Raw genomic sequence first — 25,018 nt, forward strand, 5'->3', positions numbered from 1 at the left:
AAGATGAGAGAAGCGGTAATCGTTGCAGGTGCCCGCACTCCTGTAGGAAAAGCGAAAAAAGGCACGCTCGCGAATGTCCGGCCTGACGATCTTGGCGCGCTCGTTGTCAAAGAAACGTTGAAGCGGGCAGGAAACTATGAGGGCAATATAGATGATTTAATTATTGGATGTGCCATGCCGGAAGCGGAACAGGGCCTGAACATGGCCCGCAATATCGGTGCATTGGCAGGCCTTTCCCATACCGTACCGGCGATCACGATTAACAGGTATTGTTCATCAGGACTCCAGTCGATTGCCTATGCAGCAGAAAGAATTATGGTTGGTGCTTCCGACACGGTGCTTGCCGGCGGGGCAGAGTCGATGAGTCTGGTCCCGATGATGGGGCATGTTGTCCGGCCAAATGCAAAGCTTGCAGAAACAGCTCCCGAGTACTATATGGGGATGGGGCATACCGCGGAAGAAGTCGCAAAGAAATACGGCATTTCCCGGGAAGATCAGGATGCCTTCGCGGTTCGCAGCCATCAAAAGGCTGCCAAAGCAATTCAAGAAGGTAAATTTGCAGACGAAATAGTTCCTGTTGATGCTACGATTCGCTCAGTCGGCCGAGATCATAAGCTGACCGAGAAAACGATTCAATTTACGCAGGATGAGGGTGTTCGCCCGGACACAAATATGGAAACGCTCGCAAAACTGCGCCCGGCATTCTCTGTCACTGGTTCGGTAACGGCCGGCAACGCTTCGCAAACGAGTGATGGCGCGGCAGCTGTCATGGTGATGGACAGGGAAAAAGCGGATTCGCTCGGCTTAAAGCCGCTTGCCAAGTTCCGTTCCTTTGCTGTGGGTGGAGTTCCGCCTGAAATCATGGGGATTGGCCCGGTTGTGGCGATTCCAAAAGCATTGAAGCTCGCAGGCCTTGAGCTTTCCGACATCAGCTTGTTTGAATTAAATGAAGCATTCGCGTCACAGTCTCTGCAAATAATCCGTGAGCTTGGACTTGATGAAGAAAAAGTAAACGTCAACGGCGGAGCGATTGCGCTCGGCCATCCACTTGGCTGTACCGGAGCAAAGCTGACTTTGACGCTCATTCATGAATTGAAGCGCCGCAACGAACAATTTGGTGTTGTCACGATGTGTATCGGCGGCGGAATGGGTGCTGCAGGCGTGTTTGAGCTTTTATAAAAAAGTTGAGGGAGAGACTTGAACATAAGCCTCTTCTGCAAAAAGACTGGAGGAATATAAAAATGGCAAATCAGACAGATAGCATCGTTAAAGGCGGCAGTTTTTTAATCGAAGATGTATCACTCAATCTTATTTTTACGCCAGAGGACTACTCCGATGAGCAGAAAATGATTGCTAAAACGACTGAAGATTTTGTTGTGAATGAAGTCATTCCTCACTTGGAGCATTTGGAAAATCATGAATTTGACCGTTCGGTTAAGCTTTTAAAACAAGCAGGTGAACTGGGCTTACTCGGTGCAGATGTTCCGGAAGAATATGGCGGTCTCGCCTTAGACAAGATAAGCTCAGCTTTAATTGCTGAAAAAATGGCCCGTGCCGGCGGGTTTTCGATTTCGCATGGTGCTCATGTCGGAATCGGATCACTGCCGATTGCTTTGTTCGGAAATGAAGAGCAGAAACAAAAGTATTTACCGCTTTTAGCGACAGGTGAAAAGATTGCTGCCTATGCATTGACAGAGCCTGGTTCCGGATCGGATGCGCTTGGAGCAAAAACAACCGCGAAACTGAATGCGGAAGGAACGCATTATGTCCTAAACGGTGAAAAGCAATGGATCACGAACGCCGGCTTTGCCGATGTATTTGTCGTCTATGCAAAGATCGATGGCGAGCATTTTTCAGCATTTATTGTTGAAAGGGAATATCCGGGTGTGTCTACAGGAGCAGAAGAAAAGAAAATGGGCATCAAAAGCTCGTCAACCCGTACATTGATCCTGGAGGATGCGCTTGTTCCAAAAGAAAATCTGCTTGGTGAGTTCGGCAAGGGTCATGTGATTGCCTTCAATATTTTGAACATTGGCCGCTATAAATTGGGGGTAGGTGCAGTCGGGGCATCCAAGCGTGCGTTTGAAGTGACCGTTCAGTATGCCAACCAGCGCCAGCAATTTAAAACGCCGATTTCCCAGTTCAATCTTACGAAAGAAAAAATCGCCACAATGGCCTCAAAGCTTTACGCTGCAGAAAGCTCTGTTTACCGCACGGTCGGTCTATTTGAAGACAGGATGAGCCGGCTGACAGACGAAGAAGCTAAAGATGGAAAAGAAAACGCAAAAGCGATTGCCGAATACGCAATCGAATGTTCATTAAATAAATTTTTTGCGAGTGAAGTATTGGATTATATTGCTGATGAAGGTGTGCAGATTCATGGCGGATATGGTTTTATGGCCGAGTATGAAATTGAAAGAATTTACCGTGACTCCCGCATCAACCGTATCTTTGAAGGAACGAATGAAATTAACCGACTGCTTGTGCCGGGCACTCTTCTCCGCAAAGCATTAAAAGGAGAGCTTCCATTGCTGCAAAAAGCGCAGGCCCTGCAGGAAGAGCTGATGATGCTCATGCCGGAAGAACCGGGAGATGAGCCATTGGCACAGGAAAAATATTTAGTGAAAAATGCAAAGAAAATCGGCTTGCTCGCTGCCGGCCTCGCTGCACAAAAATTTGGCAAGGCGCTTGATAAGGAGCAGGAGATCCTTGTAAATATTGCCGATATCATCTCCAATGCCTATGCAATGGAATCGGTTGTTCTTCGTACAGAAAAAGCAATTGAAAAAGATGGTCTTGAAAAAAGCAACCAAAAGCTGCTCTACACACAAATTTTCTGCCAGGAAGCTTTCAACGAAATTGAAAGCCATGCAAAAGAAACACTGGTCGCTGTTGAGCAAGGCGATACGCTGCGGATGCTTGTATCTGCTCTTCGCAAATTCACACGCCATACACCGATTAATGTAATCGGCAAAAAACGTGAAGCATCTGAAAAATTAATCGCTGCTGAAAGGTTTGTCGTTTAAAAGTGTGCCAGACTCGGCCGGAAAGAAACACTGTTCCGGCCGGTTTTTTTGTTTTTTTAGATTGATGCACGCAAGACGGGAAGGAAGGCGGAGAAGGGTGTCGAATCATTATGTGAACGCATCCGTTGGGATTTTATCTTAAATTATGGTACTATTCATATGAATCACAGGAAGCATGTCAAAAGAGAAAATGGACAAGATTACATTGGGTGGTGGAAGCATGGCATTAACGTTTTATTGGTATCCTAAGTGCGGTACGTGCCGAAAAGCGAAGAAATGGCTTGATGAGCACGGGATAGCTTATGAAGAAGTACATATTGTAGAAAACTCTCCTTCCCGCGCCGGGATCGAAAAGCTGTATCGAAAAAGCGGACTTGATATTAAGAGGTTTTTTAACACGAGCGGGCAAAAATATCGTGAGCTTGGTTTAAAGGACAAAGTGAAAACGTCGTCAGAAGAAGAGCTTCTTGATTTATTGGCAACCGATGGCATGCTGATTAAACGTCCGATTGCGACAGACGGACAAAAGGTGACGGTCGGGTTTAAAGAAGAAGATTACGAAAAAGCATGGCTTTAATTTAGGTTAGTATTTCTTGCCGGGAAAGGAAATGCTTTTACTTACCTGGCAAGAAAATCTATAATATATTGTTGAATGACAGGATCATGGAGGGATATGAATGAATACACCAAATGAATTGCGTTATTCGGAAGAACATGAATGGGTCAAAGTGGAAGGCGAGAACGTCCGTGTTGGAATCACTGACTTTGCTCAATCGGAATTGGGTGACATCGTTTTTGTTGAGCTTCCTGAAGTGGGAGATGAAGTGACAGCTGACGAGCCATTTGGAAGCGTTGAGTCCGTAAAGACCGTTTCCGAGCTGTATGCACCGATCAGCGGAACAGTTGTGGCGGTGAACGAGGATTTAAATGACAATCCTGAATTTGTCAATGAGTCACCATATGAAAAGGCATGGATGATTGTCGTCAAACCGTCAGATTCCAGTGAAATTGACAACTTAATGAGTGCCGAACAATACGAAGCAATGACGAAAGAAGATTAAAAAATTCGCCTTGAGTGATCAAGGCGTTTTTTTATCATCCGAAGTGCGTCTTTTTTGCATACCTTATGAAAATAGGTGAAAATAAACTTGGCTACATGAATAACAGGTACCTACACCACCATCATCCCGTCTGAATACATTATCGTAATTAGATACAACTCCAATTATAGGTGATCATAATGAACAGTGACAGTTTTGAGAAGGTTCTTATTGTTGAGGGAAAATCGGACAAGAAAAAAGTGAAAAACATTGTGAAGGAACCTGTTGAGATTATTTGTACAAATGGCACAATCAGCTTATCCAGACTCGATGAATTGATTGAGCTTCTGTTTGAGAAGGATGTATATATATTGGTTGATTCGGATGAGGCAGGGGAAAGGCTTCGCAAACAATTTAAACGCGAAATGCCCCAGGCAGCACATCTCTATATTGACAGAATGTACCGGGAAGTAGCGACGGCTCCCGAACACCACCTGGCAACTGTTCTTCTCGGCGCCAATATTGATGTTCATTCTGAATACTTGGAAAGAGGATAATTATTCAAATGAAGGAATGGCCGCGCGAAGATATCGAAAAACAGCTCCGGGGAAACGAACCGGCAATGATCTACTTTTACACGCCTTTATGCGGCACATGCCAGCTTGCCGGAAAAATGTTGGGAGTGGCAGCAACGCTGTTTCAAGATGTGCCGATTGGACAGGCAAATTTAAACTTCGTCCCGGAGTTTGCCGAAATCCTTACGATTGAAAGTGTACCATGTCTTGTCATTTTCAAAAATGGCAAAATTAAAGAAAAACTGTATGCTTTTCATTCTGTGCCGTACTTGGTTGAAAAAATAAATGCTTCACTAAAAGAGTGACCAGGGTTCATTTCCTGGTTATTTTTTTGATGGCTGAACAGTAAGAGCACCAGCCCTTCTTTTGTTTGTTCCGCAGTCTATCTGCTTTTTCCACGGTTTTTTCCACTTTATATGTTCTTTCAAATTTTTCGAAATATTTTCCTCTTAAATATTTACAGATTGATTCAAAAAAGATTATGATATTTAGGGATTCGAAATATTTAAGGGGCGAAGCTGGGATGGCATTATATTTGGAATGGGCAAATCAATTTCGCAGTTATAATCGCAATGTCAAATTATCAATTACAGCAAATATTTTCACCCAAATTGGCCTGGGTGTTTTCATGGTGATCTATAACTTTTATATTCGTGAGCTCGGCTATTCGGAACAGGTGAACGGACACGTTATTTCAATGACTTCTTTAGCTACAGCGTTAATCTTAATACCTGCGGGTCTTTTAAGCGATAAGCTTGGCAGAAAAAAGGTCATGCTGTTCGGGGCAATTGCTTCCGGAATTGTTCTCATATCAAGAAGTGTTGTTGAACCTCAAACGCTGCTTATTTTGTTTGCCTTTGCCACCGGACTGACGACTTCCTTTATACAAGTTTCCGGCATTCCGTGGCTGGCCGAGAACTCGAAGCCGGAGCAGCGCGTCCATCTTTTCAGCTTGCATTTTGCGATTATGACAGCTGCCAATGTAGTGGGGAACTTGCTTGGCGGCATTTTTACTGATTTACTCTCCTTATTTATTGATCCGCTCACGAGCATCAGGGTAACGTTATTAATGGGTAGTGTCATTTACCTGTGCGGAGTTATACCGATCTTGCGGTTTCAGGAAAAGCCGGCATTACTTAACCAGAAAAATGCTGTCAAAACAGCGGCTTTTAAAAAAGTGCAGTTAAACTGGGGAAGCTTAAAAATAATCATTCTATTCGCCGTTGCGCAATTGATTATCGGTGTGGGGGCAGGTTTAGTCATCCCGTATTTGAACTTATACTTTGCTGACCGTTTTTCTGCTTCAAATTCAATAATCGGACTGATCATTTCACTGGGACAGGCTGCGACAGCTGTTGCGATGGTCATCGGACCTTATGTTGTCAGAAGGCTTGGAGAAGTAAGGGCAGTCGTCTTTCTTCAATTGCTGTCACTGCCGTTTTTGCTGCTAACCGCGTATACGGAACAGCTGTGGATTGCGGCGCTCGGATTTTTGTTCAGGCAGGCGCTAATGAATGCCGGAAATCCGATTCAAATGTCCTTGATGATGTCCCATGTTGATGATTCGATGAAGGGGCTGGCAAACTCTGTCAACCAGATGGTTTTTAGTCTTGGCTGGGCGATCATGGGACCAGTGTCAACCGGCATTGTGATGAAATACGGGGAGTACTGGGGATATGCCTTCGTCTTTTCAATTACGGCCGGACTGTATCTTATTGGTTCAACCTATTTCTTTATCGTGTTCAGGAGCATAAACCGTCCGGAAAGGACAGCAGCTTCGGTAAAGACGGTCTAGCGTCAGAAAAAAGCCATATTCCTCGGGAAATGATTTGGCAATGCCGAAATATCAGCGGCATTGTCTTTATTTATTTGTGAAGTTGTCGAACTTTTCATGCAGGTTTATCAAACAAAAAAGTCGAATGAAAGAATAGATATCGATTATAACGAGGTGCGACAAATGGAACAGCACTTAACGATTTTTATTGAAGAAATAAAAAGCAGAAGCCATACAGTCTGTTTACTCGAAAATATATCATTGACTATTTTGTTCTCCTCCGAAAAGACGGACTTCTGCCTGAATATTGGAGACGGGGATATCAGCATGGCAAAAGAAAATGTGGATACCCCCAATGCTGCAATAGAAGGGGAAGAAGGATTAATTTGTTCATTGCTTGACGGGGAGTTAAAGTTGAGGGAAGCGATGGCAAATGGATTGAGCATCACCGCTCCATTTCGGATCATTCTTTTTCTTGAATCACTTTTCTTTTTAGGAAAACCTTATAATCCAGCTGTTTATGGGAGAATTCCGACAAAGGAAACAGTTGACTGAGCGGCAACAGGCATGATATTATCTGTTTAAATATTCCGACAAAAATAACAATTGAATACTCTTATCGAGAGAGGCGGAGGGACTGGCCCTACGAAGCCCGGCAACCGGTTCATAAACACGGTGCTAATTCCAGCAGAGCATGTAAGTATCAATGCAAACTTGACTTGCTCTGAAAGATAAGAAGAGATGACCCCCCCCCTCTTCTTTGAAAGGGGGGTTTTCATTTCTTCTTTTAATAAATCCTGGTTTGTTTTCTGCCATTGGCAGCTTATTGTTAAAAGAAATCACCAAAATAAGAGGAGAGATGAAAAAATGAGTGAAAAGCAGCAAAAATATCGAATTGAAACAATTGGCGTTCATGGCGGTCTGGATCCTGACCCGATAACAGGTGCCAGGGCTGTACCGATCTACCAAAACAATGCGTATCAATTTAAAAATACTGAGCATGCAGCCAACTTGTTTGGCTTAAAAGAAGAAGGATATATATACACGAGAATCCATAATCCAACCGTTACCGTTTTCGAGGAAAGAGTTGCGCAGCTCGAAGGCGGAATTGGCGCGCTTGCCGTATCGAGCGGAATGGCTGCGATCACGACAGCAATTTTAAATGTGGCCGAAGCTGGCGATGAAATAGTCGCATCTGCAAATCTTTATGGCGGCACCTATAATTTGTTTGCGGTTACATTACCGAAGTACGGGATCAAGGTAAAGTTTGTTGATTCTACAGACCCCAATGAAATTAAACAGGCGATCACGGAAAAAACAAAGGCTGTTTTTGCAGAAACAATCGGAAACCCGAGCTTGAGAGTTTTGGATATTGAAGCTGTTGCAGAAGTAGCTCATAGTGCTGGTGTTCCATTAATCATTGACAATACATTTGCTACACCATATTTATGCAGGCCGATCGAACACGGCGCCGATATTGTGATCCACTCGGCCACGAAATGGCTCGTCGGCAATGGAACGACCCTTGGCGGGATTATTGTAGATGGAGGGAAGTTTGACTGGAGTTCAGCAAAATTCCCGGGCTTCAATGAGCCTGATTCAAGCTATCACGGTCTTGTTTATAGTGAGGCATTGGGGCCAGCTGCGTTTATTGTCAAAGCGAGAGTCCAGCTTCTTCGCGACCTGGGACCGGCGCTGAGCCCGCAAAACGCTTTTCAATTCACGCTCGGATTGGAAACGCTCCATGTCAGAATGAAGGAGCATATTGCCAACACGAAAATTATGATTGAGTATCTGGAAAACCACCCTGCCGTGAAATGGATTCTTTATCCGGGGCATGATTCCCACCCTGATAAGAAATTAGCTGAAAAGTATTTGCCGAAAGGGCCAGGTTCCGTTGTTGTATTTGGAATTGAAGGCGGAAGAAAAGCTGGAGAAAAATTGATCAATTCTTTGTCATTATGGGCACATGTTGCGAATGTCGGAGATGCCAAAAGCTTAATCATCCATCCTGCAAGTACGACCCACCAGCAGCTTGATGCAGACGGACTGGCGGCAGCCGGTGTTCCGGAAGACCTTATTCGTTTATCGATTGGCATCGAAAATGCGGAAGATTTAATCGAAGATTTAGAACAAGCAATCGAAAAAGCAACAGGAATGATTTCAAGGACTGCCCACGTATAATTTTAATAGGATTCAGAGGAAACACTTTGTCGTTGACACTCTTTTTTATCCATGATACGATATCACTCGTAATTAAAACTGCTTATTTTCAGGCAGCACCTAATTTAATATAAAATAAGATTTATGGCTCTTATCAAGAGAGGTGGAGGGATGTGCCCGATGAAGCCCGGCAACCGTCATTGAACATCATTCAATGAAATGGTGCCAATTCACACAAAGCTTGAGGCTTTGGAAGATGAGAGAAAGGACATAGATGATATGCCTTTCTGCTCATAGAGCAGAAAGGCTTTTTATTTGCAATAAAGGGTAGATAAACATAGATACGAGTTTGCATGATTTGGTGCATTGAAAATAGAACAAGAGAGTAAGGCAGTTTTTTAAAATTTTCCATATTAAGACAGCCCACCGGGTGAATTGGATGTAAGAGGGTGAATCGATTGATTACGATAAAAAACGTAAAAAAGGTTTATCCTTCGAAAAATGGACAGATTAGCGCAGTTGAGGACGTGAACCTGGAAATAAAAGAAGGAGAAATCTTTGGTGTCATCGGATATAGTGGCGCTGGAAAAAGTACATTGATTCGCATGCTGAATGGTCTTGAAATCCCGACTCAAGGATCGGTTACCGTTGCTGGGCAGCAGGTTTCACAAATTAAGGGCAGCCAGCTTCGCAAGGCGCGCCAGGAAATCAGCATGATTTTCCAGCATTTTAATTTGCTTTGGTCGAGAACGGTACGCGAAAACATTGCTTTTCCTCTTGAAATTGCCGGAGTTCGAAAGAAGGAAAGATTAAAGCGCGTCGATGAATTGATTAATTTGGTCGGACTGGAAGGGCGGGAAGATGCCTACCCTTCACAATTGAGCGGAGGACAAAAACAACGGGTCGGAATCGCAAGAGCACTGGCCAGCAATCCGAAAGTGCTTCTTTGCGATGAAGCGACATCTGCCCTTGACCCGCAAACGACGGACTCCATTCTTGAGCTGTTGGTTGATATTAATAAACGCCTTGGGTTGACGATCGTGCTGATAACCCATGAGATGCATGTGATCCGGAAAATTTGCCATCGGGTCGCTGTCATGGAAAGCGGCCGGATTGTCGAACTTGGACCGGTGCTTGATGTATTTAAAAACCCGCAGCAGCCGATCACGAAAAAGTTTGTTCAGCAAGTGACCGAACCGGAGGAAACAAAGGAAACAATTGAACACATGCTGGAAAGCTATCCGCACGGCCAGGTCGTTCAATTGACCTTTGTAGGGGAAGGTGCGGAACAGCCGTTAATTACAAACCTGATCCGCAATTTTCAGGTGACAATTAACATCTTGCAGGGGAAAATTTCAAAAACCCAGAATGGATCTTACGGCACACTGTTTATCCATATTGATGCTGAAGAAGCAGAGGCAGCGAAGGCAATTGATTACATTCGCACCCAGCAGGTTGGCGTGGAGGTGATCACGAATGATTGAAACAATGCTGCCTAATGTCGATTGGGAGAGAATGTGGGAAGCAACAACCGAAACGCTTTATATGACAGCTATATCCGTGCTCGCTACATTTGTTTTAGGTTTAGTGCTCGGTCTGCTGCTGTTTTTGACGTCAAAAGGCAATGTTTGGGAAAATAAATTGGTGAATGCAGTGATCAGCAGCTTTGTTAACATTTTTCGCTCAATCCCGTTTATTATTTTAATTGTCCTTTTAATTCCTTTTACAAAATTCATTATTGGCACGATGATTGGTGAAAATGCGGCCCTTCCCGCGCTGATCATCGGCGCTGCCCCTTTTTATGCGCGGATGGTTGAAATCGGACTCCGCGAAATAGATAAAGGGGTGATTGAAGCGGCCAAATCAATGGGCGCAAAAACAAGCACAATCATTTGGAAAGTGCTTCTGCCGGAGTCCATGCCGGCTCTCGTCTCAGGTATTACCGTAACGGCGATTGCTTTAGTCGGCTACACGGCTATGGCAGGCGTAATCGGCGCCGGAGGACTAGGAAACCTTGCATACCTTGATGGCTTCCAGCGCAGCCGTTTTGATGTCACGCTTGTCGCGACGATTATCATTTTAATTATCGTATTTGTACTTCAATTTATTGGAGATTTTATTACATCAAAATTAGATAAAAGATAGGAGAGTCTACAGATGAAAAAATGGTTACTTTTTATTTCAACCCTTGCAATTGCCCTCGTGCTTGCAGCATGCGGAACTGGTGAAAAAGAAAGCTCCGAAGGCGGCAATGCTGGTGGAAGCAAAGAAGAAGAAAGCAAAACTTTGGTGGTCGGTGCCTCCAACGTACCACATGCTGAAATTCTTGAAGAAGCAAAACCGTTGTTGAAAGAGAAAGGGATTGAGCTTGAGATCGAGACATTCCAGGACTATATCGTGCCAAACCAAGCGTTGGAATCCAAAGAGCTTGACGCGAACTACTTCCAGCATATCCCGTATCTTGAAGCGCAAATGAAGGAGCATGGCTACAAGTTTGAGAATGCCGGCGGAATTCACATCGAGCCGATCGGAGTCTACTCTAAAAAATACAAGAGCCTTGAAGAACTGCCTGAAGGTGCCCATATTATCATGAGCAGCTCTGTTGCCGACCATGGCCGTATTTTAGCCATGCTTGAAAAAGAAGGGCTAATCAAGCTGAAAGCAGATGTTGACAAGACAACAGCAACAGTTGACGATATTGCAGAAAATGAAAAGAACCTGAAATTCGATACTGAATATGAAGCGTCCCTTTTACCGCAAATTTTTAATAATGGTGAAGGTGATGCCGTGCTAATCAACTCCAACTATGCCATCGACGCTGGTTTAAATCCGTTAGAGGACTCAATTGCGATTGAAGAAGAAGATTCTCCGTACGTGAACGTGATTGCCGTTCGCGAAGGTGACGAAGAAAAAGAAGAAATTAAAACACTTGTCGAAGTACTTCGCTCAGAAGAAATCCAGAATTTTATTTTGGAAAAATATGAAGGAGCCGTTGTTCCGGTTTCCGAGTAATACATGAAAACAGGCATCCAAAAGGGTGCCTGTTTTTTCGCCTAAAAGAATAGTTTCTTTTTTATAAAACATACTAATGCTGTAAAAATAAGATGGGAGTGGATGTACATGGAACAAATGGAACCAAGAAACTCGACAGAGGCTGCCCTTTATGATTATAAAATGGGGCTCGGGCTATTTACGCAAAAAATGCCCGATCTGGCGGAGCATTATAACGCATTTACTGAGGCCTGCTTTAAAGAAGGTGCATTAACGCAGCGGGAAAAACAGCTGATTGCCCTTGGAATTAGCCTGTTTTCCCAAGATGAATACTGTATTATTTACCATGTAAAAGGATGTCTTGATCAGGGCGCTTCCGAAGAAGAGATCCTTGAAGCAGTAGGCGTTACAGCTGCATTTGGAGGAGGGGCCGCAATGAGCCAGGCTGTAACATTGGTTCAGGAAGCAATCGGCGAACTAAATGAGTTGAAGCAATAACCAGCATTTTTAAGCAATCAAGAGCTGAATCGGGGAGAATCACTCTCTATCCATTTAATCCATAAATTATCGGTTTTATCGGCTTTGAGCGTGGTAAAGGAATAATGTTAACATGGATTCGTGAAAAAAACGCGCAAGCGTAAAACCGAAAGGATGGATTCATTATCAGTCACTTACAGCTGAATTATACGAGTGAAATGGAGAAGGCGATGCACGGTGCGCACGGTGTTGGCTATGAAACTTACAGCAGAAAGCATGATGTCAGAATGAAAGTTGAGAAAAAACGAGAAGAAGATTATTTGAGAAGCCAGCGGATGGTTTCCGATCTGGAGAGAAAATTGCACATATAAGACTAAGAAGAAAACCAGTGTTCGAAAGCACTGGTTTTCGCTTTTTTTGCGCTTTTCAAAGTGGCCTGTTCCGAACCGGGATTCGCTTACATGAAAAGAAGACAGAAGGAAATCATATTAAAAGATGTTAACAGGCCATTAAAAATGGGCGAAAATATATGCATTCTCACATGAATCCGGTTCTTTATTTTATAGAATTTCATCTGCAGTAAAGTTGCTAACACTTTTCATTTGTTATAAGATTGTAATGAGAATAAAATGAGAATAGAATGAGAATAGAAAAAGTGTTAAGCTTTTAAAGCTGTTTGATACAAATTTTTCTTTTATTGACGGAGGTAATAAAATGGCAGGATCAACATTAACTATCAAGGATCTGCATGTTGAAATTGATGGCAAAGAAATTTTGAAAGGTGTAAACCTGGAGGTTAAAGGCGGCGAAATCCATGCGATCATGGGTCCGAACGGTACAGGTAAGTCCACTTTATCTTCTGCTATCATGGGACATCCAAAATATGAAGTAACAAAAGGAAGCATTACACTCGATGGCGAAAACGTCCTCGAAATGGAAGTGGATGAGCGCGCACGTGCCGGACTATTTCTTGCCATGCAATATCCGAGCGAAATCAGCGGCGTTACCAATGCCGATTTTTTACGTTCTGCGATTAATAGCCGCCTTGAGGAAGGAAACGAAATTTCTTTAATGAAGTTTATTCGCCAAATGGATAAAAAAATGGAATTGCTGGAAATGGATCAGGATATGGCCCAGCGTTATTTGAACGAAGGATTTTCTGGTGGAGAAAAGAAACGCAATGAAATTCTTCAGTTAATGATGATTGAGCCTAAGATCGCGATTCTCGATGAAATTGATTCGGGTCTTGATATTGATGCACTAAAGGTCGTTTCTAAGGGAATCAATGAAATGCGCGGCGAGGATTTCGGCTGCTTGATTATCACGCACTATCAACGCCTTCTTAATTATATTACTCCTGACCATGTGCACGTCATGATGCAAGGGCGCATTGTAAAATCAGGAGGTCCTGAGCTGGCCCAGCGTCTTGAAGCTGAAGGATACGACTGGATCAAGCAAGAGCTCGGTATTGAAGACGAAACAGTTGGGCAAGAAGCGTAAGCGTTAGGGGGATCGTAATGACGACTGAAACAAGATTACCGTTCGATCAGGAGTATGTGAGCTCCTTTTCAAAAGAAATGGGTGAGCCCGCCTGGTTGACGGAGAAACGCCTGGAGGCTCTGGCACAGGCTGAAATGCTGCCAATGCCGAAACCGGATAAAACGAAAATCGATAATTGGAATTTCACGAAATTCGATAAACATATTGTAAAAAGCGAAGACTATTCTTCGTTGAACGAGCTTCCCGAAGAAGTCAAAGTGCTGATCGATCTTGAATCTTCGAATAAAAATCTATACATTCAACGCAATAACAGACCGGCATTTTTATCTTTAACAAAGGAATTGCAGGATAGCGGCGTTATCTTCACAGATATATTCACGGCGGCACGCGAACATGGCGAATTGCTGCAAAAGTATTTTATGAATGCTGCAGTTAAAGCGGATGAGCATCGTTTAACTGCTCTGCATGCGGCATTGATGAACGGCGGGGCTTTCCTTTATATTCCGAAAAACGTAGAGCTGACAGCACCTGTTCAAGCGATCTATGTCCATGATGAGCCGGAAGCGAACTTGTTCAACCATGTGCTTGTTGTTGCAGAGGATAACAGTTCGGTCACTTATGTTGAAAATTATGTTTCTACTTCCGACGAAGGGACCGGCGTTTTCAATATTATTACAGAAGTAATTGCCGGTACAAATGCTAAAGTACAATACGGTGCAGTAGATAACCTGTCAAAAGGGGTAACGACATATGTTAACCGCCGCGGTGTTGCCGGACGGGATGCAAGAATTGAATGGGCATTAGGCTTAATGAACGATGGAAACACAGTTTCTGAAAATGTGACAAATCTGATCGGTGACGGCTCGTTTGGCGACACGAAAACAGTCGTTGTGGGACGCGGAGAACAAACGCAGAACTTCACAACAAGCGTGGTCCATTTCGGAAAGCATACTGAAGGGTTTATTCTCAAGCATGGCGTGATGAAGGACAGTGCTTCTTCGATTTTTAACGGAATCGGAAAAATCGAGCATGGTGCGACAAAATCAAATGCTCAGCAGGAATCACGCGTTTTAATGCTAAGCGAAAAAGCACGCGGGGATGCGAATCCGATCCTGTTAATTGACGAAGATGATGTGACGGCAGGCCATGCAGCCTCTGTCGGACGCGTTGACCCGCTTCAGCTTTATTACTTAATGAGCCGGGGCATCACCAAGACAGAAGCGGAGCGCCTCGTGATTCACGGGTTCCTTGCTCCGGTTGTGAACCAGCTTCCGATTGAAGGAGTTAAAAAGCAGCTCGTCAACGTTATTGAAAGGAAAGTTAAATAATGAATATCGCCGATATTCGTAAACAGTTTCCCATCCTCGACCAGGAAATAAACGGAAATCCGCTTGTCTATTTGGACAGCGCAGCAACATCGCAAAAGCCTTACCAGGTGATTGAGACATTGGATAAGTATTATCGCGAATATAATTCCAATGTCCACCGCGGAGTGCATACTCTCGGAACAAGAGCCACCGACGGCTACGAGGGCGCCCGCGAAAAGGTCCGAAAGTTCATCAAGGCAAAATCAACAGAAGAAATTATTTTTTCACGCGGTACGACGACCGCTTTGAACACAGTTGCGGCCAGCTACGGAAGGGCAAACCTTTCGGAAGGCGACGAGATTGTGATCAGCTATATGGAACATCACAGCAACATCATTCCGTGGCAGCAAGCAGCCAAACATACCGGCGCAACGTTAAAATATCTGCCCCTGCAGGCTGACGGGACGATTAACCTTGACGATGTCAGGGAAACAATAACAGAAAACACGAAAATTGTCTCGGTTACACACGTCTCAAATGTGCTTGGAGTGGTGAATCCGATCAAGGAAATTGCCAAAATCGCGCATGAAAAAGGTGCAGTGATGGTGGTGGACGGCGCCCAGGCTGCTCCACATATCAAAGTTGATGTCCAGGAGCTCGATTGTGATTTCTTTGCTTTTTCCGGCCATAAAATGTGCGGTCCGACCGGAATTGGTGTATTATATGGAAAAAAACATCTGCTTGAAAATATGGAGCCAATCGAATTTGGCGGCGAAATGATCGATTTTGTCGGCCTGTACGATTCAACCTGGAAGGAGCTTCCCTGGAAGTTTGAAGGAGGCACACCAATTATTGCCGGAGCCATTGGTTTGGGAGCGGCCATCGACTTTTTAGAAGAAATCGGCCGCGAACACATTGAAGCACATGAGCATAAGCTCGCTGCCTATGCCCTCGATCAGCTCGGGCAAGTAGAAGGATTAACGATCTATGGCCCGCATGATCCAGCAAAACGGGCAGGTGTTATTACATTTAATATTGAGGATGTTCATCCGCATGATGTCGCAACGGTATTGGATGCAGAGGGAATCGCCGTTCGGGCAGGCCACCACTGCGCGCAGCCGTTGATGAAATGGCTCGATGTATCGGCAACAGCAAGAGCAAGCTTCTATTTATACAACTCTGAAGAAGATATTGATAAGCTTTTAAAAGGTCTTGTCAAAACAAAGGAGTATTTCAGCAATGTCTTTTAATAACTTGGATACCCTTTATCGCCAAGTAATCATGGATCATTACAAAAACCCACGAAACAAAGGGGTTTTAGAAGACGGAAGCTTAACGATTGATATGAATAACCCGACATGCGGTGACCGGATCCACTTAACGCTGAAGGTTGATGACGGGGTTGTCAACGATGCAAAGTTTGAAGGGGAAGGCTGTTCCATTTCGATGTCTTCTGCTTCAATGATGACCCAGGCTATCAAAGGAAAGAATATTGAGGACGCAATCAAACTGTCCAAAGTTTTCTCAGAAATGATGCAGGGTAAAGAAATACAAGATGATGACCTTGATTTAGGCGACATTGAAGCCTTGCAGGGAGTATCGAAGTTTCCGGCCAGAATCAAATGTGCCACACTGGCATGGAAAGCGATGGAAAAAGGCTTGAAGGAAGACCGACTGTAAAAAAGTGGACCCGGACTTTGGATGAATGTGGTAACATAAGCTTTTAAGACCGTTACGGCGGATAAAAGGAGCGGAAGGGAAGAAGGTTCCCTGTCCCGCAAAGAATGGAGGAATACGACGATGGCCAAGAAAATGCCGGAAATCGGTGATTATAAATATGGCTTTGCCGATAAAGACGTTTCCATTTTCCGATCAAAGCGTGGCTTAACGCGTGAAATCGTTGAGGAAATTTCCAAGTTAAAGAATGAGCCGCAGTGGATGCTCGACTTCCGCTTAAAGTCTCTTGAATACTTTTACAATATGCCAATGCCGCAATGGGGCGGGGATTTGGCTTCATTAAACTTTGATGAAATTACGTACTATGTAAAACCGTCCGAAAAAACAGAACGTTCCTGGGATGAAGTACCTGAGGAAATTAAGCAAACCTTTGACAAATTGGGAATCCCGGAAGCCGAGCAAAAATATCTTGCCGGTGTTTCTGCCCAGTACGAATCAGAGGTCGTTTATCACAACATGCAGGAAGATCTGGAAGCACAGGGTATCATCTTTAAAGATACAGATTCTGCCTTAAAGGAAAATGAAGATATTTTCCGTGAGCACTGGGCAAAGGTAATCCCGCCGACAGATAACAAATTCGCAGCTTTAAACTCTGCAGTATGGTCCGGTGGATCATTTATCTATGTTCCGAAGGGCGTTAAAGTAGAAACTCCGCTTCAAGCTTATTTCCGGATTAATTCTGAAAATATGGGCCAATTTGAGCGGACGTTGATCATTGTTGATGAAGGTGCACACGTCCATTACGTTGAAGGCTGTACAGCACCTGTTTATACAACAAACTCTCTTCACAGTGCAGTGGTTGAGATTATTGTTAAGAAAGACGCTTATTGCCGTTATACAACCATTCAAAACTGGGCAAATAACGTTTATAACCTCGTTACAAAGCGCGCTGTCTGTGATGCAAATGCAACGATGGAATGGATCGACGGAAACATTGGTTCAAAACTGACGATGAAATATCCTGCGGTTATTTTAAAAGGCGAAGGCGCCCGCGGCATGACATTGTCAATCGCATTGGCAGGCAAAGGCCAGCACCAGGACGCCGGTGCGAAAATGACCCATCTTGCGCCAAACACATCGTCAACGATCGTTTCGAAGTCAATTTCAAAGCAAGGCGGTAAAGTAACGTACCGCGGTATTGTTCACTTTGGCCGCAAAGCGGATGGAGCACGTTCAAATATCGAATGCGATACGCTGATTATGGATAATAAATCAACTTCGGATACGATCCCTTACAACGAAATCTTAAATGATAACATCTCATTGGAGCATGAAGCAAAGGTTTCGAAAGTATCTGAAGAACAATTATTCTATTTGATGAGCCGCGGCATCTCCGAGGAAGAAGCAACAGAAATGATCGTAATGGGCTTTATCGAACCGTTCACAAAAGAATTGCCAATGGAATATGCAGTTGAAATGAACCGCCTGATCAAGTTTGAGATGGAAGGTTCAATCGGTTAACAACTTTCCGCCTGTCCACTGACGGGCGGGTTTTTATGAAAATGCAATAAATGTGCGAAAATAAAAAGTTCTTGACGACTAAGACAATAATGATTAAACTTACTATAACAATTTAATGAGCAAATCTCTTATTCAGAGTGGTGGAGGGACTGGCCCTGCGAAACCCGGCAACCGTTCTTGTCAATAGATGAGAAAAGGTGCTAAATCCTGCAAAACGCTATGTTTTGAAAGATAAGAGAGGACGATCTTCATTTTATTATGATTGAATGCCTCTCTTTGAACAGGGAGGCATTTTTATGTTTCAAAGGCTCATTTATTGCTGTACAACCTTTTTATAAGAGGTGATTGAAAAAGTTCAACAGGGGGGAAAAGACATGGATGCTATTACTGTCCAGGGCGCCCCGATGCAGTATGAATGCGGGCAGGGGGCTTTGGGGAAACTCCCAATCTATCTTCAGGCTTTACAAGTTGAACGCGTTACCGTTATACATGGAAAAACTGCCTTGCAGGCAGCTCAACCGTTCTTGACAAATGTGAAGACTGAAAATTGGGAGTTCATTGAATTAACGGGCCCTTGCACAGAGGAATTGACGGACAAACTTGCCAGTGAATTGCAGAGGGTGTCGGATGCAGTTATCGGCATAGGCGGCGGCACGATATTGGATATTGCGAAGGCTGTTGGTTTCAAGGCGAAGCTCAAAACGGTATTGATCCCGACTCTTGCGTCAACTTGTGCAGCCTGGACGCCATTGAGTGTTTTTTACAATCAAGCGGGCGAATTTTCGCATTACACGATCTTTCCGACAGCGACTGCACTTGTATTAATCGAGCCGGAGATCATCGCCAACGGGCCTGTAGAATATTTAAGAGCCGGCATTGGCGATACGCTCGCCAAGTTTTATGAAGCAGAGGCTTTGCTGCAATCGTTTTTTAAAAACGAATCATTGCCTGTTGCGGTTCGAGTCGGCAGGGAGGCAGCCGTCCTCTGTAAACAGATTTTGCTTGATGACGGACGGGAAGCCATTCGGTCATGTGAGAACCAGCTTGTCACTGCCGGGTTAGTTAGAGTGATCGAGGCCAACATTTTAGCAGGCGGGATGGTCGGCGGCTTTGCCGGCAAATACGGCCGGGTTGCCGGTGCCCATTCGATACATAACGGTCTAACGGCTGTTAAGGAAAGCCACTCATTCCTTCATGGCGAAAAAGTGGCCTATGGAATTCTCGTTCAGCTGGCGATTGAGGACAACTGGAAAGAAATTGAACAACTCATCCCTTTTTATGCGGAGACAAAGCTTCCATACCGGCTAAAAGAGTTTTCAATTGATCCTGAAAACAAGGAAGTTCTTGCCCTGATCATTGACAAAGCATTAAGGGAAACAGAATCCATTCATTTCATGAAACAGCCGGTTTCCGGGCATAGTCTCCTTGAAGCAATCTTGAGGCTCGAAAAATTTTCTGAAGCCATACTGAATTTATCATTTACTAAAAAATTATCTTAAAGGGGAAAAATCACCATGAAAAAGTTTTTAACAATTGCATCACTATTATTATTGTTGTTGCTTGCCGCCTGTGGCAGTAAAGAAGAGGCATCCGGAGATAAAGCAGCTAAAGACGAATCAGAATTAAGCGAAGAAAAAGTAATTGTCGGAGTAACAGCCGGCCCGCACGAACAAATTCTTGAAAAAGTAAAAGAAGTTGCTGAAGCTGATGGCCTTGAGGTGGAGTTGAAGGTATTCAATGATTATGTAATGCCGAATATGGCTTTAGCAGAAGAAGAGATTGATATTAACGTATACCAGCATAAGCCATACCTGGATCAATTTAAGAAAGACCGCGGTCTTGATCTGACTGAAGTTACAGAGGTTGTTAACTTCCCGATGGGACTTTATTCTTCAAAAGTGAAAGATCTTTCCGAAATCAAAGATGGCGCAAAGATTGGTTTGCCAAACGACCCAACAAATGGTGCGCGTGCGTTAATTCTTTTTGAACAAGCAGGCTTGATCAAATTAAAAGAGGATGCAGGCGTAAAGGCAACACTTAAAGACATTGAAGAGAACAAGCAAAACCTTGAATTCATCGAATTGGAAGCAGCGCAAATCCCGCGTCAATTAGGGGAGTTGGACGCAGCTGCGATTAACACAAACTTTGCTGTTGAACATGGATTTACTCCGGCAAAAGATGCGATTGCGATCGAACCGAAGGATTCTCCATGGGCCAATGTCATTGCTGTCCGGACAGGAAACGAGGATGACGCTGTAGTTAAGAAATTCGTAGAATACTATAAGTCTGATGAAGTAAAGCAATTTATTGAAGAAACCTTTGCTGGATCGGTTATACCAGCCTGGTAATCAGCGTTTCAAAAGGAGTGTTTGTATGATTGTTTTAGAAAATGTTTCAAAAACGTTTGCCGTTAAACAGGGGAAAGTCGATGCGTTAAAGAGCGTCTCGCTTGAAGTGAAAAAAGGCGAGATCTTCGGAGTGATCGGCTACAGCGGTGCAGGAAAAAGCACGTTGATCCGCTGCGTCAATCTTCTTGAAAAGCCAACAGAGGGGACGGTAACGGTAAATGGCTTGAAACTGACTGAACTTTCACCAGGTAAACTGCGGGAATCGCGCCGAAAAATTGGCATGATTTTTCAAGGCTTCAATTTATTAAAAACGGCAACGGTCTATGATAATATTGCCATTCCTTTACGATTAACAGGCTTGAGTAAAAAACAAGTTGATGAACGGGTTTCCAAGTATTTAAACATTGTCGGTCTCGCGGAAAAACAACATTCCTATCCTGCTGAATTATCAGGCGGACAGAAGCAGCGGGTGGCGATCGCCCGCGCCCTGTCCCATGAACCCGAAGTGCTGTTGAGCGATGAAGCCACAAGTGCATTGGATCCAGATACAACAGAAGCGATTCTTGATTTGCTCCTTAAGATCAACCGTGAACTCGGGATTACCATTCTGCTGATTACCCATGAAATGCATGTCATCCAGCGTATATGCGACAGGGTTGCAGTGATGGAAAATGGAAGAGTGATTGAAGAGGGAAAAACAATCGAGGTTTTCAGAGCACCACAGCAGGAGACAACCAGGAAATTTGTTAACAGCCTGTTTTCTCATAAGATTCCGGAAGATGTCCTCGATCATTTAAAAGAAACGGGTCATATTTTTACTTTATCGTTCGTCGGTATATCTTCGGAACAACCGGCTCTCGCCCTTGTCAGCAAAAAGTTCGATATTTACCCGAACATTTTATCCGGCTCGATTACCCAGCTGAAGGAAGAGCCTTTCGGACAGCTTCTTGTTCACTTGCAAGGTGAAGACGGGGAAATCAAGAAAGCAGTTGAATTTTTAAAAGAGCAGGGTGTACATGTAGAAGGGGTGAGTGAGCATGATTTCACGAGTCAATGAATTTCTTGATATGTGGGGCAGTGACATCTGGCAGGCGACGATACAAACCTTCCAGATGGTCGGGATATCATTGCTCATTTCGATTTTGATCGGTCTCCCGCTCGGGATTTTACTCGTTTTAACCCGCCCGGGGAAAAGCCTTGAGAACCGCTATATTTACCAGGCCTTAAATGTTTTGATCAATATCATCAGGTCCGTACCATTTATTATTCTGCTGTTCTTTATTCTTCCGTTCACGAAGTTGATTGTCGGGACGACGATCGGTGTTCAGGGAGTGATCGTGCCGCTTGTCGTTTATACGGCGCCATATATTGCAAGATTAATGGAAACGGCGCTCCTTGAAGTTGACAGGGGCGTGATCGAAGCATATGAGGCGATGGGAATTTCAACGAAAGATATTATCAGGCATGTACTTGTAAGGGAGTCGCGCTCATCGATTGTTCTTGGTTTAACGATTGCGACAATCGGCTTAATTGGCGCAACCGCAATGGCCGGCCTTGTTGGCGGCGGCGGGCTGGGCGATCTCGCTTACCGGTTTGGCCACCTTCGTTATGAAGCGGATGTTATGTACGTAACAGTTATCATTTTAATTATCCTTGTTCAAGGCCTTCAATCACTTGGGAACCGAGTGGCAGCGAGGCTGAAAAAAGATTAGTGAAAATGCACCGGCAACTTTTGCCGGTGTATTTTTATTGTCTTCAACCCTGGTTTATAAGCAGCGGGAATTGGGACAAAGATCAAAATTCTCCATTTTTAAAGAGCAGGAGTATATGTAACCGTTTTTGCAATTCCATATTCCGGGTCATATGTTTGTCGATCAGCCAAATGTTTGTCGTTGAAAAGAGTATGCTATTATTGAATGTATGGAGGTGTTCCCATGATCATCATCGGGTTAACGGGCTGGGGAGACCATGACAGCTTATATAGCAGCCGTACTGCTTCCCGTGACAAATTAAAAGAGTATGCCGGTTTTTTTCCAACCGTCGAAGTCGATTCTTCGTTTTATGCTGTACAGCCGATCCGAAATGCTGAGAAATGGGTACAGGAAACACCAGATTCGTTTCGGTTTATAGTAAAAGCATATCAAGGGATGACAGGCCATCAGCGCGGGGAAATCCCATTTGACAACAAACATGACATGTTTGCAGCCTTTCGGGAATCGCTGGAGCCCTATCAGTCGGCAAACAAGCTTGCGATGACACTTTTTCAGTTTCCGCCCTGGTTTGACTGCAAACGGGAAAACGTTGATTACCTGCGCTGGTGCAGAGAGAAAATGGGCGATATTCCATGCGCCCTCGAATTCCGCAACCAAAGCTGGTTTCAAGGAGAACTATGCGATAAAACGATTGAATATATGAAAAACGACGGATGGATCCACAGCATTTGCGATGAACCGCAAGCGGGAGAAGGCTCGGTGCCGACAGTGTTAAAGGCAACGAACGACGGGCAGGTGCTGGTAAGATTTCACGGCAGAAATGTCCATGGCTGGAATAAGCGCAGCGGCCAGAATTGGCGCGAGGTCCGTTACTTATACCGTTACAATCAGCACGAGCTTAAGGTTTGGGCAGCATGGCTGAAAGATTTAGAAAAGCAATGCCACAATGTGTATGCCATCTTTAACAACAATTCCGGCGGAGATGCGGCTGATAATGCGAAACAGCTTATGGAAATATTAAATATAAAATATGAGGGATTGGCACCACGGCAGCTTGACTTGTTTTAAAAAAGGGGAATCCGCCTGATTTCACAAGGGATAGCCGGTTAGTAAAAAGAGGTTGATAAAATGGAATACATTCATATTTACCATACAAATGATCTGCACAGCCATTTCGACCATTGGCCCCGCATTCAACAATTTCTTTCGAGCCGTAAACAGCTTCATCGTGAGCAGGGGGAAGAAGTATTTTTATTTGATATTGGAGACCATGCGGACAGGTGGCATCCATATACAGAAGGAACGCGTGGAAAAGGAAATACAGAGCTGTTAAACAGGGCGGGATATGATGCTGTCGCGATCGGCAATAATGAAGGAATCACCTTTTCCCATGAAGATTTGGACAGCCTGTACGAACATGCCGATTTTGATGTTATGGCCGCCAACCTTTATCAAAAAGACGGTAGCCGGCCAAGCTGGGCAAAGCCGCATACCATTAAAACGACAAAATCCGGCACCAGGATCGGGTTGATTGGTTTAACCGCGTACTTTTCACATTTATACGAATTGCTCGGCTGGAAGCTTACAGAGCCGCTTGAAGAGTTAAAGAGACAGGTGGAGGCGCTGAAAAACGAGACAGATTTGCTCATTATTTTATCCCATCTTGGACTCCATGAAGATGAAAGAATAGCCAGAGAGTTCCCGGAGGTTGATATCATTCTTGGGGCGCATACCCACCATGTTCTGCACGAAGGGAAAATGGTTGCTGGACGGCTGTTATGCGGAGCAGGGAAATATGGCATGTTTGTCGGCCAGGTGACGATCGAAATGAATCCGCAGGATAAACAAGTCGTGCAAAAGACAGCGCATTTATACGATACGAACGAACTCAATCAAGCCCATCAGGAAGAACAATGGACTGAAGAACTTTTTATAAAAGGAAAAGAACTGCTCAACAAGACGGTTACCATATTGCCGGAGCCGATTCAAACAGATCACTTTGAACGTTCCCCTCTGCCGCAAATATTGGTTGAAGCATTAAGAGAGTGGTGCCAGGCAGATTGTGCATTTTTAAACGCAGGACTATTATTGCATGACTTGCCGGCGGGCCCTCTGACGGAATATGACTTATTAAAGGTTTGCCCCCATCCGATCAATCCGTGTGTTATTGAATTGTCCGGACGCGAATTAAAGGAAATCATTATCCAAACTTTCGATGAAAAATGGCCGCATCTGCAAATAGTTGGCCTTGGCTTCCGGGGAACGGTGATGGGAAGAATCGAATATGACGGAATTTCATTTGAAGAACATAAAGGTTTTAAAAAAATTTATATTCAAAGTCAGGAGATTAAGCCGGACGCTTTTTATAAATTGGCGATTCCTGATATGTTTACTTTTGGCCGGTTTTTCCCGGGAATATTACGCGCTGAACATAAAAAATATTTTCTCCCGGAATTTCTGCGCGATTTGCTCGGCTGGAAGCTTGCCGAACTGTATCGGCAAGCGGAATAAAAAAGCTTGTTTACGACACTCCTGCCTGGATACACGCTTTTCCATTCCCATACATAAAGTGTAATGGAAGAAATAGAAAAGGAGCGTGTGAGCATGATCGAATTATCGCCGATTGAGATCCAGGGCCGGACTTTTCTTGCTGTGTCAGTAAAACTCCCGAAAACGAACCTCCTCGCTGTAATGAGCGATAAAGGATATATTATGTGCGGTGCCCTGGATGTGGCTCTGCTCAATGAAAAGCTGGCAGATCGAAAAGTGATTGCCGGACGTGCGGTCGGAGTCAGGACAATTGAGCAGCTTCTGGAGGCCCCGCTGGAATCTGTCACTTTTGCAGCTGTCGACCTGGGAATTCGAAAAGGCATGATTGGGAAAGAAGCATTGCTGAAGATGGTTTAA

At 44.2% G+C, this 25,018-nt stretch carries 26 protein-coding genes and 3 riboswitches; all 26 genes read left to right on the forward strand.

The window, feature by feature from the left end; translation table 11 throughout:
* Positions 1 to 3: 3 nt before the first annotated feature.
* Entirely contained in the window at positions 4 to 1,179 is a 1,176-nt protein-coding gene (locus tag CU633_RS00855; protein WP_101657831.1) for an acetyl-CoA C-acetyltransferase, read from the forward strand.
* A gap of 62 nt (positions 1,180 to 1,241) precedes the next feature.
* Positions 1,242 to 3,026: an acyl-CoA dehydrogenase family protein gene (locus CU633_RS00860; RefSeq protein WP_101657832.1), complete on the forward strand. Its 1,785-nt coding sequence runs from the start codon at positions 1,242 to 1,244 to the stop codon at positions 3,024 to 3,026.
* A gap of 220 nt (positions 3,027 to 3,246) precedes the next feature.
* Positions 3,247 to 3,603 carry an arsenate reductase family protein gene (locus CU633_RS00865; protein WP_101657833.1) on the forward strand — a complete coding sequence of 119 codons (357 nt, stop codon included), beginning with the start codon at positions 3,247 to 3,249 and terminating at the stop codon, positions 3,601 to 3,603.
* 100 nt (positions 3,604 to 3,703) lie between these two features.
* Positions 3,704 to 4,087, forward strand: coding sequence for a glycine cleavage system protein GcvH (gcvH, locus tag CU633_RS00870; RefSeq protein ID WP_101657834.1), 384 nt, complete (start codon positions 3,704 to 3,706; stop codon positions 4,085 to 4,087).
* 179 nt (positions 4,088 to 4,266) lie between these two features.
* Complete coding sequence (locus tag CU633_RS00875) at positions 4,267 to 4,623, forward strand: toprim domain-containing protein (protein WP_101657835.1); 357 nt, start codon at positions 4,267 to 4,269, stop codon at positions 4,621 to 4,623.
* Positions 4,624 to 4,631: 8 nt separating this feature from the next.
* Complete coding sequence (locus tag CU633_RS00880; protein WP_101657836.1) at positions 4,632 to 4,946, forward strand: thioredoxin family protein; 315 nt, start codon at positions 4,632 to 4,634, stop codon at positions 4,944 to 4,946.
* A gap of 218 nt (positions 4,947 to 5,164) precedes the next feature.
* A complete protein-coding gene (locus CU633_RS00885) occupies positions 5,165 to 6,436 on the forward strand; it encodes an MFS transporter (RefSeq protein WP_101657919.1) in 1,272 nt (423 codons plus the stop codon).
* A gap of 162 nt (positions 6,437 to 6,598) precedes the next feature.
* The gene (locus CU633_RS00890) at positions 6,599 to 6,970 is read left to right on the forward strand and encodes a sterol-binding protein (RefSeq protein WP_101657837.1); all 372 of its coding nucleotides are present in this window, start codon (positions 6,599 to 6,601) and stop codon (positions 6,968 to 6,970) included.
* Between the two features lie 58 nt (positions 6,971 to 7,028).
* A riboswitch (SAM riboswitch) is annotated at positions 7,029 to 7,153 on the forward strand.
* 129 nt (positions 7,154 to 7,282) lie between these two features.
* Complete coding sequence (locus CU633_RS00895; RefSeq protein WP_101657838.1) at positions 7,283 to 8,599, forward strand: O-acetylhomoserine aminocarboxypropyltransferase/cysteine synthase family protein; 1,317 nt, start codon at positions 7,283 to 7,285, stop codon at positions 8,597 to 8,599.
* Between the two features lie 127 nt (positions 8,600 to 8,726).
* Positions 8,727 to 8,841: riboswitch (SAM riboswitch) on the forward strand.
* A 195-nt stretch (positions 8,842 to 9,036) separates the two neighbouring features.
* Positions 9,037 to 10,062 (forward strand): methionine ABC transporter ATP-binding protein, encoded by a 1,026-nt coding sequence (locus CU633_RS00900; RefSeq protein ID WP_101657839.1) that lies wholly within the window; start codon positions 9,037 to 9,039, stop codon positions 10,060 to 10,062.
* A complete protein-coding gene (locus CU633_RS00905) occupies positions 10,055 to 10,723 on the forward strand; it encodes a methionine ABC transporter permease (RefSeq protein WP_101657840.1) in 669 nt (222 codons plus the stop codon). Before CU633_RS00900 ends, CU633_RS00905 begins: the two co-directional genes overlap by 8 nt.
* Before the next feature lie 12 nt (positions 10,724 to 10,735).
* Positions 10,736 to 11,590 carry a MetQ/NlpA family ABC transporter substrate-binding protein gene (locus CU633_RS00910; protein ID WP_101657841.1) on the forward strand — a complete coding sequence of 285 codons (855 nt, stop codon included), beginning with the start codon at positions 10,736 to 10,738 and terminating at the stop codon, positions 11,588 to 11,590.
* Positions 11,591 to 11,698: 108 nt separating this feature from the next.
* On the forward strand, positions 11,699 to 12,067 hold the full coding sequence (locus CU633_RS00915) for a carboxymuconolactone decarboxylase family protein (protein WP_101657842.1): 369 nt from the start codon (positions 11,699 to 11,701) through the stop codon (positions 12,065 to 12,067).
* 209 nt (positions 12,068 to 12,276) lie between these two features.
* The gene (locus CU633_RS22635; protein WP_180954818.1) at positions 12,277 to 12,417 is read left to right on the forward strand and encodes a hypothetical protein; all 141 of its coding nucleotides are present in this window, start codon (positions 12,277 to 12,279) and stop codon (positions 12,415 to 12,417) included.
* Between the two features lie 343 nt (positions 12,418 to 12,760).
* The gene (gene sufC / locus CU633_RS00920) at positions 12,761 to 13,546 is read left to right on the forward strand and encodes a Fe-S cluster assembly ATPase SufC (protein ID WP_101657843.1); all 786 of its coding nucleotides are present in this window, start codon (positions 12,761 to 12,763) and stop codon (positions 13,544 to 13,546) included.
* Positions 13,547 to 13,563: 17 nt separating this feature from the next.
* A complete protein-coding gene (gene sufD / locus CU633_RS00925) occupies positions 13,564 to 14,874 on the forward strand; it encodes a Fe-S cluster assembly protein SufD (RefSeq protein WP_101657844.1) in 1,311 nt (436 codons plus the stop codon).
* A complete protein-coding gene (locus CU633_RS00930) occupies positions 14,874 to 16,103 on the forward strand; it encodes a cysteine desulfurase (protein ID WP_101657845.1) in 1,230 nt (409 codons plus the stop codon). Before sufD ends, CU633_RS00930 begins: the two co-directional genes overlap by 1 nt.
* Positions 16,093 to 16,533 (forward strand): Fe-S cluster assembly sulfur transfer protein SufU, encoded by a 441-nt coding sequence (gene sufU, locus CU633_RS00935; RefSeq protein ID WP_101657846.1) that lies wholly within the window; start codon positions 16,093 to 16,095, stop codon positions 16,531 to 16,533. Before CU633_RS00930 ends, sufU begins: the two co-directional genes overlap by 11 nt.
* A gap of 120 nt (positions 16,534 to 16,653) precedes the next feature.
* Positions 16,654 to 18,051 carry a Fe-S cluster assembly protein SufB gene (sufB, locus tag CU633_RS00940; RefSeq protein ID WP_101657847.1) on the forward strand — a complete coding sequence of 466 codons (1,398 nt, stop codon included), beginning with the start codon at positions 16,654 to 16,656 and terminating at the stop codon, positions 18,049 to 18,051.
* Between the two features lie 125 nt (positions 18,052 to 18,176).
* Positions 18,177 to 18,289, forward strand: a riboswitch (SAM riboswitch).
* A 136-nt stretch (positions 18,290 to 18,425) separates the two neighbouring features.
* Positions 18,426 to 19,550: an iron-containing alcohol dehydrogenase family protein gene (locus tag CU633_RS00945; RefSeq protein ID WP_101657848.1), complete on the forward strand. Its 1,125-nt coding sequence runs from the start codon at positions 18,426 to 18,428 to the stop codon at positions 19,548 to 19,550.
* A gap of 15 nt (positions 19,551 to 19,565) precedes the next feature.
* Complete coding sequence (locus CU633_RS00950) at positions 19,566 to 20,399, forward strand: MetQ/NlpA family ABC transporter substrate-binding protein (protein ID WP_101657849.1); 834 nt, start codon at positions 19,566 to 19,568, stop codon at positions 20,397 to 20,399.
* Between the two features lie 25 nt (positions 20,400 to 20,424).
* Positions 20,425 to 21,456, forward strand: a complete 1,032-nt coding sequence (locus CU633_RS00955) for a methionine ABC transporter ATP-binding protein (RefSeq protein ID WP_101657850.1) — start codon at positions 20,425 to 20,427, stop codon at positions 21,454 to 21,456.
* The gene (locus tag CU633_RS00960) at positions 21,437 to 22,111 is read left to right on the forward strand and encodes a methionine ABC transporter permease (protein WP_101657851.1); all 675 of its coding nucleotides are present in this window, start codon (positions 21,437 to 21,439) and stop codon (positions 22,109 to 22,111) included. The genes CU633_RS00955 and CU633_RS00960 overlap by 20 nt, the downstream gene beginning before the upstream one ends.
* Positions 22,112 to 22,333: 222 nt before the next feature.
* Positions 22,334 to 23,179, forward strand: coding sequence for a DUF72 domain-containing protein (locus CU633_RS00965; RefSeq protein ID WP_101657852.1), 846 nt, complete (start codon positions 22,334 to 22,336; stop codon positions 23,177 to 23,179).
* A 60-nt stretch (positions 23,180 to 23,239) separates the two neighbouring features.
* Positions 23,240 to 24,622 carry a bifunctional metallophosphatase/5'-nucleotidase gene (locus CU633_RS00970; protein ID WP_101657853.1) on the forward strand — a complete coding sequence of 461 codons (1,383 nt, stop codon included), beginning with the start codon at positions 23,240 to 23,242 and terminating at the stop codon, positions 24,620 to 24,622.
* A 93-nt stretch (positions 24,623 to 24,715) separates the two neighbouring features.
* Positions 24,716 to 25,018: a YunC family protein gene (locus CU633_RS00975; RefSeq protein ID WP_101657854.1), complete on the forward strand. Its 303-nt coding sequence runs from the start codon at positions 24,716 to 24,718 to the stop codon at positions 25,016 to 25,018.

The sequence above is a fragment of the Bacillus sp. V3-13 genome (assembly GCF_002860165.1).
GTDB lineage: Bacteria > Bacillota > Bacilli > Bacillales > Cytobacillaceae > Bacillus_BJ.

Bases quoted from the DNA above. Each gene is read 5' to 3' on its own strand.
- CU633_RS00855 (WP_101657831.1), top strand. From the start codon at position 4: ATGAGAGAAGCGGTAATCGTTGCAGGTGCCCGCACTCCTGTAGGAAAA.
- CU633_RS00860 (WP_101657832.1), top strand. From the start codon at position 1,242: ATGGCAAATCAGACAGATAGCATCGTTAAAGGCGGCAGTTTTTTAATC.
- CU633_RS00865 (WP_101657833.1), top strand. From the start codon at position 3,247: ATGGCATTAACGTTTTATTGGTATCCTAAGTGCGGTACGTGCCGAAAA.
- gcvH (WP_101657834.1), top strand. From the start codon at position 3,704: ATGAATACACCAAATGAATTGCGTTATTCGGAAGAACATGAATGGGTC.
- CU633_RS00875 (WP_101657835.1), top strand. From the start codon at position 4,267: ATGAACAGTGACAGTTTTGAGAAGGTTCTTATTGTTGAGGGAAAATCG.
- CU633_RS00880 (WP_101657836.1), top strand. From the start codon at position 4,632: ATGAAGGAATGGCCGCGCGAAGATATCGAAAAACAGCTCCGGGGAAAC.
- CU633_RS00885 (WP_101657919.1), top strand. From the start codon at position 5,165: ATGGCATTATATTTGGAATGGGCAAATCAATTTCGCAGTTATAATCGC.
- CU633_RS00890 (WP_101657837.1), top strand. From the start codon at position 6,599: ATGGAACAGCACTTAACGATTTTTATTGAAGAAATAAAAAGCAGAAGC.
- CU633_RS00895 (WP_101657838.1), top strand. From the start codon at position 7,283: ATGAGTGAAAAGCAGCAAAAATATCGAATTGAAACAATTGGCGTTCAT.
- CU633_RS00905 (WP_101657840.1), top strand. From the start codon at position 10,055: ATGATTGAAACAATGCTGCCTAATGTCGATTGGGAGAGAATGTGGGAA.
- CU633_RS00910 (WP_101657841.1), top strand. From the start codon at position 10,736: ATGAAAAAATGGTTACTTTTTATTTCAACCCTTGCAATTGCCCTCGTG.
- CU633_RS00915 (WP_101657842.1), top strand. From the start codon at position 11,699: ATGGAACAAATGGAACCAAGAAACTCGACAGAGGCTGCCCTTTATGAT.
- CU633_RS22635 (WP_180954818.1), top strand. From the start codon at position 12,277: ATGCACGGTGCGCACGGTGTTGGCTATGAAACTTACAGCAGAAAGCAT.
- sufC (WP_101657843.1), top strand. From the start codon at position 12,761: ATGGCAGGATCAACATTAACTATCAAGGATCTGCATGTTGAAATTGAT.
- sufD (WP_101657844.1), top strand. From the start codon at position 13,564: ATGACGACTGAAACAAGATTACCGTTCGATCAGGAGTATGTGAGCTCC.
- CU633_RS00930 (WP_101657845.1), top strand. From the start codon at position 14,874: ATGAATATCGCCGATATTCGTAAACAGTTTCCCATCCTCGACCAGGAA.
- sufU (WP_101657846.1), top strand. From the start codon at position 16,093: ATGTCTTTTAATAACTTGGATACCCTTTATCGCCAAGTAATCATGGAT.
- sufB (WP_101657847.1), top strand. From the start codon at position 16,654: ATGGCCAAGAAAATGCCGGAAATCGGTGATTATAAATATGGCTTTGCC.
- CU633_RS00945 (WP_101657848.1), top strand. From the start codon at position 18,426: ATGGATGCTATTACTGTCCAGGGCGCCCCGATGCAGTATGAATGCGGG.
- CU633_RS00950 (WP_101657849.1), top strand. From the start codon at position 19,566: ATGAAAAAGTTTTTAACAATTGCATCACTATTATTATTGTTGTTGCTT.
- CU633_RS00955 (WP_101657850.1), top strand. From the start codon at position 20,425: ATGATTGTTTTAGAAAATGTTTCAAAAACGTTTGCCGTTAAACAGGGG.
- CU633_RS00960 (WP_101657851.1), top strand. From the start codon at position 21,437: ATGATTTCACGAGTCAATGAATTTCTTGATATGTGGGGCAGTGACATC.
- CU633_RS00965 (WP_101657852.1), top strand. From the start codon at position 22,334: ATGATCATCATCGGGTTAACGGGCTGGGGAGACCATGACAGCTTATAT.
- CU633_RS00970 (WP_101657853.1), top strand. From the start codon at position 23,240: ATGGAATACATTCATATTTACCATACAAATGATCTGCACAGCCATTTC.
- CU633_RS00975 (WP_101657854.1), top strand. From the start codon at position 24,716: ATGATCGAATTATCGCCGATTGAGATCCAGGGCCGGACTTTTCTTGCT.